Raw genomic sequence first — 13,547 nt, 5'->3', positions numbered from 1 at the left:
GTCAACCCCTGAACTAGAACTTATTTCAAAAACATCTACTGGAAGCTATCTCAATTCATTATTGGCAGACTCCATGATCGTGACGAGCACACATAGCATCCTCATTGATCAGCAGGGTCAGCAGTGTACCACGCGCCGGATCGTGAGCATGGCTGGCGCGGCAGCATGGTTGCTGCACGCCAAACGTCGCGACATGCGCCTGACGAGCGTACAATGCAACCAATCCAGCGCGTGATAGCACCGGAGATGGTCGTCAGCCCTCCTCACGTCGCGACATGCGCCTGACGAGTGTCCAATGCAACCAATCCAGCGCGTGATAGCACCGGAGATGGTCGTCAGCCCTCCTCACGTCGCGACATGCGCCTGACGAGCGTGCAATGCAACCAATCCAGCGCGTGATAGCACCGGAGATGGTCGTCAGCCCTCCTCGCTGCCATACCAACAGACCGCGAGCAGGGTAGACTGTCGTCATTTCCTGCTTTCCTTCACCCTACTCCCTATTTCCTATTTCCTATTTCCTACTTCCTACTTCCTACTCCCTATACTCTGCTCCCTATACCCTACACCCTACACCCTATTTCCTATTTTCTACTTCCTACTCCCTACTCATCCAGGTTTGTTATAATGCCAACAACTGCACGACAGAGCGCAGACGGCTGCGCGTTTTCGTTTGACATGTATTCCTGCCCGAAACAGCGTAAATCGCCACCTGACGCGGAGCAGTCGGCGGGAACATCTATACCTGATGAGGACACCACATGACCACACACAGCATACCGGTACTGGATTTTGGTTCGCAAACCGCTCAGCTCATCGTGCGGCGGTTGCGTGAGCTAGGCTACTACAGCGAGTTATTACCACACGACGCCCCCGAAGATCAGGTGCGAGCGCTGGCGCCGGTTGGTATTGTACTCAGCGGTGGCCCGGCAAGTGTCTACGAACCTGGCGCCCCTACGCTCCCGTCGTGGTTGCTGGAGAGTGATCTACCGGTCTTCGGTATCTGCTACGGTATGCAACTAATCAGCCACACCCTGGGCGGGATTGTCACCCGGCCGGCTGGCCGCGAATACGGCCCGGCGATGATCACCATCACTCATCCGCACCCCCTCTTCGCCGACACCCCAACCGAGCAACCGGTCTGGATGAGCCACGGTGATCGGATCGAACAGTTGCCCACCGGCTTCACAGCGATTGCTGCCAATCCGGCAACCCCCTTCGCCGCCATTGCTGATGATCGGCGCAAGTGGTATGGTGTTCAGTTTCACCCCGAAGTGGTGCATACCGTCTATGGCCGAACCATCCTGACCAACTTTGCCCGTCTGTGTGGGGCACGCCCTGAATGGCAACCGAACAGCTTCGTCGCCGAAGCCATCGAGCGGGTCAAAGCCCAGGTCGGCGATCACGGGCGCGTTATCTGTGCGTTGTCTGGCGGTGTCGACTCAGCCGTGGCCGCGCTCATTATTCATCGCGCTATCGGCGACCGCCTGACCTGCGTCTTTGTTGATAATGGTCTGTTACGGGCAGGCGAAGCGGAACAGGTGATCGCTACCTTCAGCGAGCATTTTCACGTGCCGCTGATTGCGGTTGATGCCCGCGAAGAGTTTATGACCGCTCTGAAAGGGGTGACTGACCCCGAACAGAAGCGCAAAATTATCGGCGAGAAATTCATTCGGATCTTCGAGCGTGAAGCCCGCGCCCTCGCCGGGGTTGAATTCCTCGCCCAGGGCACTCTCTACCCCGACGTCATCGAGTCGACAGCCCCCGACCGCCCAAAGGCGGCGAAAATTAAAACCCACCATAATGTTGGCGGTCTACCAGCCGACATGCAGCTCAAACTGGTCGAGCCGCTGCGCTATCTGTTCAAAGACGAAGTACGCGCCGCTGGCTTACAACTCGGGCTGCCCGAAACGTGGGTCTGGCGCCATCCCTTCCCTGGGCCGGGGCTGGCAGTGCGTATTATCGGTGAAGTAACCTGGGAGCGCCTGGAGATACTGCGGCAGGCGGATAAGATCTTTTTGGAAGAGTTGCATGCCAGTGGCTATTATCGCGCCACCCAGCAGGCGTTTGCCGTCCTGCTACCGGTACAGAGTGTGGGGGTGATGGGTGATGGTCGTACCTACGGCGTCACGATTGCCTTGCGCGCGATTACGACCGAAGACTACATGACCGCCGACTGGGCACGTCTGCCTTACGAGCTGCTGGCCCACGTGAGCAGCCGCATCGTCAACGAAGTCGAAGGGGTCAATCGGGTTGTGTACGATATTTCGTCGAAGCCACCGGCAACTATCGAATGGGAGTAGTCAGCATCGGCAGCGCCGTGCTACAATAGAGCCATGCGCATACCACGAACAATCGCAATTGACGGCCAATCGGCCGCAGGGAAAAGTACATTAGGTGCACTGCTTGCCGCTGAGCTGGGCTACCTCTACTTCGACACCGGTGTGATGTACCGTGCACTGGCTCTGGCGGCGCTGCGTGCCGGTATCGATCCCGATGATGAGGCCGCGCTGACAGCTCTGGCCCATCGGTTAACTATCGATGTTACAGCACCAACGGTGACGGATGGGCGTCAGTATACAGTGCTGATCGATGGCGAAGATGTGACCTGGGCCATTCGCGACCCTGACGTTGAGCGGATTGTCTCGCGGACAGCCCGCTTTCCAGCGGTGCGGCGCGAGATGATTCGCCAGCAGCAGGCCATCGGGCGGCGGGGGCGCGTGGTGATGGTTGGCCGCGACATCGGGACAGTGGTGATGCCTGATGCTGATCTGAAAATCTATCTTCAGGCATCATTGACCGAACGGGCACGACGGCGCCTGGCCGAACTGCGCAGCCGGAATATTGAGATGTCGCTTGAACAGGTTGCCGCAGCACTGGCGGAACGCGATGCGCTGGACGCTCACGTTGCCCAACCGGCGGACGATGCGATTATCCTGGTGAACGATGGTCTGACGCCGGCTGAAGAGGTGGCATGGGTACTACAGCAGTTTGCCAATGGTGACCAGCCACTCGCGCAAGAGATTAATCGGTGCAAGTCCACCCCCTGAGCATCTGATCGGTACAGCAGGTTCAGGAGAGAAGCCTTATGGCCGGAAACATCATTGATCGCTTACTGTACGAAGATGCCGACAGTGCACTCGATCTGGCACCAAACGAGGAGATACTCTATGTTATCGGCCGGCATTGGATCGTTCTCCTGTCGCGTCTGATTGTGCCGTTGCTCGGTATCTGTTTCTTTGGCGGGATTGCCCTGTACCGGGCTGTCGGGGGTGGCTTTCTGGTGTTCAACACCGGTGAGCCAACCGGTTTTGATCTCTTCAACATCGTGCTGGTTTTGATCGAAGCAGTCTTGCTGCTCTTCTGGGTGGCACTGTGGGTACGCGGTGGTAAAGACCCCAATCCGAAGCGAGTGTTGTTTACGGCGAATGTAGCCGTACTTGCCCTGATCTGGTTTCGCTACAATGGTGGTCGCATCTTCTACATCGATCCCGGTCGCTTTTTCGGTCAGGCGTTTGATCCGCTCAACCTGCTCTTCATTGGCCTGGCAACCATCAGCCTCTTCTCGATCTTCTTTGTTGTTTATGATTGGCTGAACGATGAGCTGATCCTCACCAATCGTCGGGTGGTCTACGACAACGATCAGGTCTTCATTCCGCGCCTGCTCGAGCAGCGGGTGCAACAACAGATCTTCATCGAGGAAATTCAAGATGTTGCCGCAGCAACCAAGACCTATCTCCAGCACTGGCTGAAATACGGAACCATCGAGGTCAAATCGGCGCGTATCGGTGGGAATATCGTCTTTCACAGTGCTCGTGATGCAAAAGAGATGCAGCGGCGAATCATGGCCCAGGTTAACGAAAACCGGCGTAAACGTGGTGAACATGATATGGCTGTACTGATTGAGTCCCGCGTTTATAATGAACCACTGCCACGCCCAAAGCGCCAACTACAGATGACTGCGCCCCGCTGGCGATGGTTGGGCTGGTTGTTACCGCCAAACCCTGAAGTGCAACCGGAAAAAGAGACCATCATCTGGCGTAAACACTGGCTATTTTTGCTTCAGGGTCTCTTCCCACCGCTGGCGATGCTCTTCACGGGCTGGATCATTGTGGTGTTAGTGGGTAGTCTGGGCTTGTTGTCTTCACTCTGGCTCACAGTATTGATCATCGCAATCCTGATCGCGTTTCTGGCCTGGTCGGTGTGGGAGGTTGAAGACTATCGTAACGATATGTACATTCTGACCCCAACCAACGTGATTGATGTCGAGAAGAAACCGTTTGGCCCGGAAGATCGGCGGGCGGCCAGTCTCGGCGCGGTCACGAACGTCTCGTTTGAGACCACCTTTATCAGTAATCTGCTGGGGTACGGTGACGTTGTGGTTGAGACGGCTGGTAGTGGTGGGAAGTTTACCTTCATGCACGTACCCAACCCGCGTGATGTAGTAACGAAGATCAACGATTATTATGTGATGTTCAAACGTGCTGATAAAGAGCGTTCTCTCAACGACATGCTGGAGCTGCTCCGGCATTATCATCTCGCTCAGCAACGGCATAACGAATTGCTACCGGCCAACGGTACTACCCTCCGCCTGAGCGAACAATCAACCGAGACTACTGAGGAGCAAAAATCGCCATGAGGCGCTACGCCCTTCTCTGTTGCCTGCTTACACTTATTCTGACACCCTCAATCGTTGCCGCGCAATCACCATCATCGATAACCATCACGGTACGGGCAGGTCTCGATGGAGAAGGAACCTACCACCCGTCGTTCTGGTTTCCGGTGGAAATCACGCTGGCAAATGATGGTCCCGACCGTGAAGTCGTGCTTGAATGGCGTGCCACCAATATGCAGTCATTTCGGCAACGCTACCGGGTTGATTTGCCCGGTGGTGCTCGCAAGCGGATTGTCTTGCCGATAGTGCAACCTGCCGGTGGTCAGGCTGCGCTCGTAGCGACTGCCGATGGTGTTGAACTATGGCGCGAGCGGATCCCGCTAAAGCAGCTCAGCGATAATCTACCGACACTCGGTCTACTGAGCAGTGACCCGTCGGTGTTCAGTAGCTTAACTGTTGCCGACACGCAGGTTGTGCCGTTGGATCCGACCTTTCTTCCAGACGATCCGATCCTGCTGATGGCGTTTGACGTTATCGCAGTGCGTGAACTGACGGCCGAATTACAACCAGAACAACGGGATGCCTTGATCACCTGGGTACACCAGGGCGGAACCCTGCTGGTTGGCGGTGGAGTGGTTGGCGAAGCTGCCATCCGAACCTTTAGCGATATACTGCCGGTAACCGTTGGCCCGCTTCGCCGTGATGTGCCTATCGACGAATTAGAGCGGATCAGCGGCTTGAACGGATTGCGCAATTTTGTCCCGTCGCTGACCGCTAACGCCGTCACTGTGCGACCTGAAGCGCAGGCTATCACGACCGATGGCCTGATCAGTCGGATTGATGTGGGATCAGGGAAGGTCATCTTTGCCGCGTTTGATCTGGCTACCTTGCGGGCATCACCTGCTGAAGCGAAATTCTGGCGGGATGTGTTCGATCTTCAGCCCCGTATCAATCTCGCCGGTAGCCTGCGTACTAGTTTTAATGATCTTATCCAGAGTAGTCTGGCGCAATCCTTATATGCCTTCCCTTCAACAGCAACCTTGCTGCTACTGATCGGCTCCTACATTGTCATCATTGGCCCGATCCACTACCTCGTTCTGCGTGGTTTGCGGCGGCTTGAACTGGCCTGGATCACCACCCCGCTCCTGATTGTCATCTTTCTCGGCGGGGCATTTGTGGCGAGTTATGTGGTGCGTGGTTCACAAGTGCAGGTCATCCAGTTGGCGATTGTGCAAGGCGCTGCCAATAGTCCACTGGCAACGACCACTAACCTGCTTGGTGTACTCTCCCCACAACGTCAAAGCTACGACCTGACCTTTCCCGGTGATGCTCACATATCGCAGTTGGCCGATGGTACGATGCGTGGCACGGATATGAACCCCGAATACGGTGGCACAAATGTGACCATTGCTGACCTGGTGATTGATGCGGCGGCACTGCGTACCCTGATTGTGGAACAGAGTACGACCAATGCTGTTCAACTGACGCATAATCTGACCTGGGATCAGACGCGCTGGCAGGGGACATTGATCAATACCGGTCCCATTGAGCTACGTGATGCAGTGGTTGTCTGGCAAAATGAAATGCAGTGGCTCGGCACGCTGACGCCGGGGACTGAGGTAGAAGTTAATCTGGCTGACGGTCAGGATAACTTCTTACGCGAAGTCATGCCTGTTGAAGAGACAACCCTGTTCAATCGGCAGAGTGTTCTTGATAATATATTCTGGTATCAGCTCAGTAACGTGATGATGTTTCCCGAGGCTGTCAATCTACCTGCCATACCCGGCGACGGTGTGTATGTTCTGGGCTGGAGCACAGAGGTGACACCTGTTGTCCAGATCGATGGCACATCTGTGACGCGCGGTGAAACACTCTACATTATCAGGCTGCGCTGATCGCTTACGTATCTGGTGTATTCCCTATGACAGCTATCGTTGAAACCAAAAATCTCACCCGCTACTACGGCGCCATGCTCGCCCTCGATCATCTCAATCTGCACATTCCCGCCGGTGCGGTCTATGGCTTTATTGGCCCGAATGGTGCCGGTAAGACAACGACGATGCGCATCCTGACGACCCTGCTGACACCATCGGGTGGCGAGGCATGGGTCGCCGGGTTCTCGGTCACCCATCAACGAACCGAGGTGCGGCGGGCGGTGGGATTTATGCCCGATTCGTTTGGTTTCTACAACAACATGACGGCTGCCGAATACCTTAAGTTCTTCGCCGATGCGTATCACGTGCCACCCGCCCGTCAGCTTGGATTGATCGAGGATTTGCTGACCCTGGTCGATCTGGCCCACAAACGCGATAGTGATGTGATGTCACTCTCTCGCGGCATGAAACAGCGGCTCAGTCTGGCCCGTACCCTGATCCACGATCCGCAGTTGTTGATCCTGGATGAACCGGCCAGCGGCCTCGATCCGCGGGCGCGCGTCGAGCTGCGCGAGCTGCTCAAAGAGCTGCGCCGGTTGGGCAAGACGATCATGATCAGCTCACACATTCTGACCGAACTGGCCGAGATGTGTACCCACATTGGCATCATCGAGCGGGGCAAACTGCTGGCATCAGGCGATGTCACCACGATTATGCGTTCGCTGCAACCGCACCGCACGTTTGAGGTACACGTCATCAGTGATCTTGAGCAGGCTGCGGCAGCGGCGGCGACCGCCGACCACGTTCTGGCCGTGCGCACCATCACCGACGACGAACCGCCACGGCTCGAAATTGATGTTGACGGCGATAATCATGCGGTGAGTGCGTTACTGGCCCATCTGATCAATCACGGCGTCGAAGTTGTTCACTTTACGGCGCAGACCAGCAATTTAGAAGAAGTATTTCTCAAGGTGACGCAGGGTGTGGTTGGGTGACAGATCGCCGCCGCATACCATATTCGTCTCTGCCGAACCCGTTTTGGCTGGCGTCACCACCCGGTCGGAGCGCTCAGGACGGCAGCCGCACTCCACAGGGGCGCACCTGGCAACCTTCGCTGCCCTGTCGGACTACAAGAGCTTACAGAACTCACGGATGATAGTGCCTGGTTCGCAACATAGTCGCCAGGGCGACCAAATAGTCGCCCTGGCGGCTGTGCTGAGGAATGAACGATTCGCCTAATCCAGTCGGCGTTCGCTAAAATCACGACCATCGAACGACAGCAGGCGGCGCTTGTCTTCAATCACCGTCTCCAGATGGACGGGGCGCGTCCAAATCTTGTACAGGTTGCGCATCGTCTCGCGGGCATAATCCATCTTGAGATCAACGCCTTCATGACGATGACGCAGATAGAGTTCGCCGCGATTGCCGTAGTTGCCGTCTTCGACAAAGATCACTGGCTGGCCAAAATTGGTGAGCCGGAAGAGCAGCTTCTCTTTGATCTCCTTAAATTCACGCGAGGCAATTTCGTAGAGATCGGTATCGCGGTTGTAGCGGAAGGTAAAGAGCTTCTGCTCCATCACGAATTCCGGGGTGAGGAATTCATCGATGAAGGTGACGTCATTGTAGAGACGGCGCACTTCAAAGATCTTTTGGCGGCCCAGACCGAGTTGTTTGTCCCAGGATCGCTTGAGCGCAATGTCGTCGCACTCTTCGTACTCCTTGCCGAATTTGCCCTTGTTCCAGCGATCCTCAATATCGCGCAGAAGTTCCAGCCCCAGCTTGTAAGGGTTCAGGCGACCGCCGCCGGTGGCAACGACGCCTGAATGCAGGTCGGCGAAGGAGACAATCTCGGCTGCCGAGGCAACCCGCTGGGTCATGATGGTGCTGTGCCAGTAGCTATTGTGGTTGATAAAGCCCTGCGCAGCATAGCGATGCGTTGCCGTCACCGAGATGTCGTAGACATCGGCAGTGCCGTGTTCAAGCGCGACGACCTCATCTGTCCAACCTGTAGGTGTCGCCAGGGTCGTATAGGCGCGTTCCAGATCATCACCATTGTCAATGCGTACTGTGGTGTCGGTGCGGTGGGCCAGCACACCCAGATTGGTCAGCAGCAACTGCACCGTAGTTGCCAGATCAGCATCCGCGCAGGTGAGCGTGAGACCACTCGCTACGGACTGTCCGGCACCCTGGCAGAAGGCGCGGAGGAACGCAACGACTTGCGGACGTGGCGAGCGTCGAATGGCGTCTAATGCCTGCTGATCGGCGTGCGTGACGCAGCGCCGACCGATTGCCGCTGCCAGCTTTTCATCGACGACCACAGCCGCTGCCCTGCGGTACCCACGACGGTGTGGCGACGACGTGGTGGCAGCAGGTGCTCCAGCCGTTACCAGAACCCGTGGTAATGGCCGGCGGCAGCGGAGTAGTGCCGGTTCGGTTGCCCACAGTTCGGTACCGCCGGCAATGCGCACCCGGTCACCGATCTGCAGCTCGTCGAGCCGGCGCCAGGTACCATCGGCCAGCATAATCCGATGGTTGTGTGAACCGGTCAGGGTAAAACCGGCGCGGGTACGCATGGTCACCGTCGGGTAATCGGCAAAGCGGTTCCAGTCGTACACCGTTTGCTGGCGTTCGCCATCGCTCACCTGGAGGCGCTGACGATGATTCACGACCTCGCGCATCGGCACCAGCCCGTGATCGGTCACGATCAGGCTGTCGCCGTGCAGACATGCCCAACCTTCGTTGAGGATTTTGGTCATCCCTTGCGGCGCGAAGTAGTAGGCTTCATCGCGAATAATTTCGAGCACGGTATGCTGCCAGCTTTCCAGCGGGGCAAAATTCATCAGGAAGAGCAACACATCGCGCTGCGGGTTTTCAGGAAACCGCCGCTGGCGGGCGCGCTCCTCTTCAAGCTTACGGCGCTGGGCTTCGAGGAATTCAGGCGGGTTGATATAATCTCGCATGTACTCGCGCTCGACCGGCAAGCCCTCCACCACCGGCGGTTCTTCCTCGTTCACGATAGGGCGCGGGGTGACGGCTTCCGGGCGACGGATGTAGGGGGCATGGTAGTCGATCAGGTTCTCTAACGACAGACAGGTGTCGATGAATTCTTCTACCGGATCATAACCAATGCGGTCAATAATCCGCTGAATCCGGGCGGCGTGGTTTGCCATTGTATCGAGCATCTTGCGATTGGTATGGGCAAACCACATATTATTCTTGAAGAAATCAACGTGCCCGGTAACGTGCGCCATCACCATCTTTTGGGTGACGTCTTCATTTCCTTCGAGCAGATAGGCATACGCCGGGTTGTTGTTAATCACCATCTCGTAAATGGTGCTCCCGGCCCAGACATGCCCTTTCAGCAACTGATCGTACTCCATGCCGAAGCGCCAGTGTGGATAGCGCGTCGGAAATCCGCCGAACGCCGCCGTCTCATAGAGCGTTCGGTAATCGAGCACTTCGTAAATAATGGGAAAGAAATCGAGGCCGTATTCACGGGCAATTTGCTCGATCTCCTGACGCGCCTGTTCGAGATGAGCGGGAAGGCGGGTACTCTTCATACACACACCATAGGGGTAACGCAATCAGCGCCCTTTGCCGAGGAAGGCGCGAATTGCATCATAGATATCGTCACGGTCGGCAATTTCGGCAATCACTACTCGATCATCACCACGGAGGTACTCTTCCAGATCGTGGGCGAAGCGCCCTGATCCGTACAACGAACGCACCTGGCCGTAGCAGAAGAGATTAACTTTCGGCAGTAGCTCGCGCTTGAGCAGTTCAACACATTCGCGGGTATCACCACCGCCCCAGTTGTCGCCATCAGAGAAGTGGAACGGGTAGATGTTCCACTCAGTCGCCGGATAACGCTCGTCGATCAGGCGATTACAGAGCTTGTAGGCCGACGAGATTTTGGTCCCGCCACCTTCACGAATGTGGTAGAAGGTCTGCTGATCAACCTCTTTGGCGGCTGCATCGTGGACGATATAGCGAATTTCGATGGATTTATACTGTGAACGCAGCCAGGTCTCGATCCAGAAGGCGGTCATGCGTACCAGCTCTTTTTGTTCGGTACCCATCGACCCTGAAACGTCCATCATATAAATAATGACGGCGTTACTTTCGGGCATCAGGGTCTCTTTCCACGAGCGGTAACGCATATCGTCGGGAATAGGCACCACCACCGGATTGTGAATATCGTACTCGCCAGAGGCGATCTGGCGACGGAGTGCCTCGCGATAGGTGCGCTTGAAGTGGCGCAGCGAATTAGGCCCGGTACGGCGGATACCGCTGTACTTATCCTTCTCGCTGATCAGGTTCTTCTTGCCTTTGGGCTGAATATTGGGCAGTTGTAACTCTTCACCCAGAATCTGAGCCAGCTCTTCAATCGAGACATCAACCTCCAGGATATGCTGGCCGGGTTCGGCACCGGCCTGGCCTGCACCGGGCTGACCATCACCCTGGGCGATTGGATCACCGACATTTCCTTCACCCTGACCAACGCCACCGGCCTGCTTGGCCCCGTAGCGGAACTGCGGAATATCAATCTGCGGCATAGGGATACTGACAAAGCGTTTCCCCTGCCGACCGATCAACTCACCCTGAGACATATATTTGCGCAGGTCTTTTTTAATCCGACCACGCACAATCTCACGGAAGCGACTGAGATCGCGTTCTGCGCGTTTCATTGACATCGACATTGTAGCCCCCCATCCTGGTATCGGAAGAGGGCGCTTGACCGCCCTCTTCCGTGCCGGTTATTGGTTGCATAGCGAACGTGGTATCACCGACGCCTAACGGCGGGTATCCCCACGGGCAAAGATTGAGGCCACATAATTGAGCACATCGGTGGCCGATTGCTCGTTGTACCCGAAGTCGCGGATCAGGCGGGCTTTCACCACGTCGATCTTCTCTTGCGTGTCGCGGTCGATCACGCGCGAGACGAGTGAGGTGAGCTTGATGCTGTCTTTCTGGTCTTCAAACAGCTTCAGCTCAAGCGCCTTGTGCAGACGCTCGTTGGTGCGGTAATCGAAGGTCTTCCCTTCGATAGCCAGCGCACCGATATAGTTCATAATCTCGCGCCGGAAGTCATCTTTGCGCGACTCAGGAATATCGATCTTCTCCTCGATGCTGCGCATCAGGCGCTCATCAGGTTCTTCGTACTGGCCGGTGTAGCGGTTACGCACCTTCTCGCGCTGGGTGTAAGCCTTGATGTTATCGATGTAGTTGGCGCACAGGCGCTTAATCGCCTCTTCGTCGGCTGAGATGGCTCGCTGCACTTCGTTCTTCACGATCTCCGTATACTCCTCACGAACAATTGCCAGCAGGTCGCGGTAGCGCTTGCGCTGCTCTTCATCGGTAATCAGCGCGTGATTCTTGAGGCCACTCTCTAGCTCGTTGAGCACCATAAAGGGGTTGATATAGCCCTCTTCCTGATTACTCACCAGAGCATTCGAGATCTTATCCTGAATGTAGCGCGGCGAGATGCCTTCCATGCCCTCGCGCACCGCCTCTTTGCGCAGCTCCTTGATGTTGTCTTCGGTGAAGCCGGGCAGCGTCTTGCCGTTGTAGAGCTTGAGCTTCTGCAAGAGGGTGAGATTCGGCTTCTTCGGTTCTTCGAGCCGGGTCAATACGGCCCACATCGCCGCCATTTCGAGGGTATGGGGCGCAATATGGACTCGCACCTTCTTCTTGTTGAAATCGCGCTCGTAGATACGTACCTCGTCGCGGAGACGGGTGACGTAGGGAATATCGATGCGAACGGTACGGTCTTTGAGCGCCTCCATGAATTCGTTGTTCTCCAGCCGCCGATACTCAGGCTCGTTGGTATGCCCGATAATCACCTCGTCGATGTCGGTTTGGGCAAATTTCTTCGACTTGATCCGATGCTCTTGCGACGCACCGAGCAGGTCGTAGAGGAAGGCCACATCGAGCTTGAGCATTTCGACGAACTCAATAATGCCGCGGTTGGCAATGTTGAATTCGCCGTCGAAGTTGAAGGCGCGTGGATCGGAGTCGGAGCCGTAGATCGCAATCTTGCGATAGTTAATATCGCCGGTCAGTTCCGTGCTATCCTGGTTCTTCTCGTCTTTCGGCTGGAAGGTACCGATGCCAATCCGATCCTGCTCGCTGAAGACCAGGCGGCGCACGCGCACGTGGTTCATCACCTTCAGCCAGTCACCGTCGTACCGCTGCATCAGCTCGCGGAAGTGGAAGCGACAGACCGGGCAGAGATCGCCTTCGATGCGAATCTGATGGTCGGGTTCGAGAGTCTCGTTGAGACGCTCGATAAACGTCGTCCGCAACTCGCGGGGAATGAGATGCAGTGGCTCCTCGTGCATCGGGCACTTTTCCCATTCCGCTTCAGGCACCTGACGCCAATCGAAGGTATCATGATTCTCGATCACGCCGGGGTACCAGTCGTAGGTGTAGAGTGCCCCTTCTTCGGTTCGCGAGTAGTGTTCGAGACCGCGCTTGAGGCGGCGAACAATCGTTGATTTCGAGGAGCCAACCGGCCCGTGGAGCAGCAATACCCGCTTCTCAGTCCCATAACCGCGGGCAGCACCTTTAAAGAAGTTGACCAGTCGCATCAGAGGGATTTCAAGGCCGAAGATCGCATCATCGCCATCAAACGACTCATCAGAGAAGAACTTGTAGCGGATCAGTCGTTTTTTGGCATCAATAAATTCTTCGGTGCCATACGACATAATCATGTCGTAGACCCGTTGAAAGGCATTACGAGCAACTCGCGGATTGCGAACGACGATGTCGAGATACTCGCTAAAGGTTCCGCGCCAGTTGAGCTGTTGGAAGCGGCGACGATCTTGCTGTTCACCGATCATCTTCATCAGCTCAAAACCGGATAGAGTCATGTTCATACAACCTCCTGCTGAGGGATGACCCCGCCGACGATCCGACGGAGTGTTTGATGCGTTGCAGCGGGCATCACGATGTTGGTGATGCATAACCAAAGCCGGGATGCCAACGTGCAGGGTACGGACTGGCCAGTAAACGGTGGTGTTACCGTGTGCCAGTGAGCGCGCACGCCGTATGGGACAGCT

The 13,547-nt window shown here is 56.2% G+C and carries 8 protein-coding genes; 5 read left to right on the top strand and 3 right to left on the bottom strand.

Translation table 11 applies throughout. The annotated features are described in order from the left end of the window. The first annotated feature begins 758 nt into the window (after positions 1 to 758). Genes guaA through CAUR_RS05090 form a run of 5 tightly spaced genes read left to right on the top strand, consistent with a single transcriptional unit; the run spans position 759 to position 7,481 of the window. Positions 759 to 2,300 (top strand): glutamine-hydrolyzing GMP synthase, encoded by a 1,542-nt coding sequence (gene guaA, locus CAUR_RS05110; RefSeq protein WP_012256861.1) that lies wholly within the window; start codon positions 759 to 761, stop codon positions 2,298 to 2,300. A gap of 33 nt (positions 2,301 to 2,333) precedes the next feature. Further along, complete coding sequence (gene cmk, locus CAUR_RS05105) at positions 2,334 to 3,047, top strand: (d)CMP kinase (RefSeq protein WP_012256860.1); 714 nt, start codon at positions 2,334 to 2,336, stop codon at positions 3,045 to 3,047. 38 nt (positions 3,048 to 3,085) lie between these two features. After that, entirely contained in the window at positions 3,086 to 4,636 is a 1,551-nt protein-coding gene (locus CAUR_RS05100) for a PH domain-containing protein (protein WP_012256859.1), read from the top strand. Then, the gene (locus CAUR_RS05095) at positions 4,633 to 6,507 is read left to right on the top strand and encodes a hypothetical protein (RefSeq protein WP_012256858.1); all 1,875 of its coding nucleotides are present in this window, start codon (positions 4,633 to 4,635) and stop codon (positions 6,505 to 6,507) included. Before CAUR_RS05100 ends, CAUR_RS05095 begins: the two co-directional genes overlap by 4 nt. Positions 6,508 to 6,533: 26 nt before the next feature. Further along, positions 6,534 to 7,481, top strand: a complete 948-nt coding sequence (locus CAUR_RS05090; protein WP_012256857.1) for an ABC transporter ATP-binding protein — start codon at positions 6,534 to 6,536, stop codon at positions 7,479 to 7,481. A 240-nt stretch (positions 7,482 to 7,721) separates the two neighbouring features. Here the strand turns inward: CAUR_RS05090 and CAUR_RS05085 are convergent, their stop codons facing one another. The 3 genes from CAUR_RS05085 to CAUR_RS05075 form a co-directional block, all read right to left on the bottom strand. After that, positions 7,722 to 10,046, bottom strand: a complete 2,325-nt coding sequence (locus CAUR_RS05085) for a SpoVR family protein (protein ID WP_012256856.1) — start codon at positions 10,044 to 10,046, stop codon at positions 7,722 to 7,724. Positions 10,047 to 10,070: 24 nt separating this feature from the next. Then, positions 10,071 to 11,174, bottom strand: a complete 1,104-nt coding sequence (locus tag CAUR_RS05080; protein WP_242605071.1) for a DUF444 family protein — start codon at positions 11,172 to 11,174, stop codon at positions 10,071 to 10,073. 105 nt (positions 11,175 to 11,279) lie between these two features. Then, entirely contained in the window at positions 11,280 to 13,358 is a 2,079-nt protein-coding gene (locus CAUR_RS05075; RefSeq protein ID WP_012256854.1) for a PrkA family serine protein kinase, read from the bottom strand. Positions 13,359 to 13,547 lie beyond the last annotated feature (189 nt).

This window comes from Chloroflexus aurantiacus J-10-fl (genome assembly GCF_000018865.1).
GTDB classification, from domain to species: domain Bacteria; phylum Chloroflexota; class Chloroflexia; order Chloroflexales; family Chloroflexaceae; genus Chloroflexus; species Chloroflexus aurantiacus.
The sequence above is the reverse complement of the archived record's forward strand: the minus strand, read 5'-3'. Positions and strand labels throughout refer to the sequence as shown.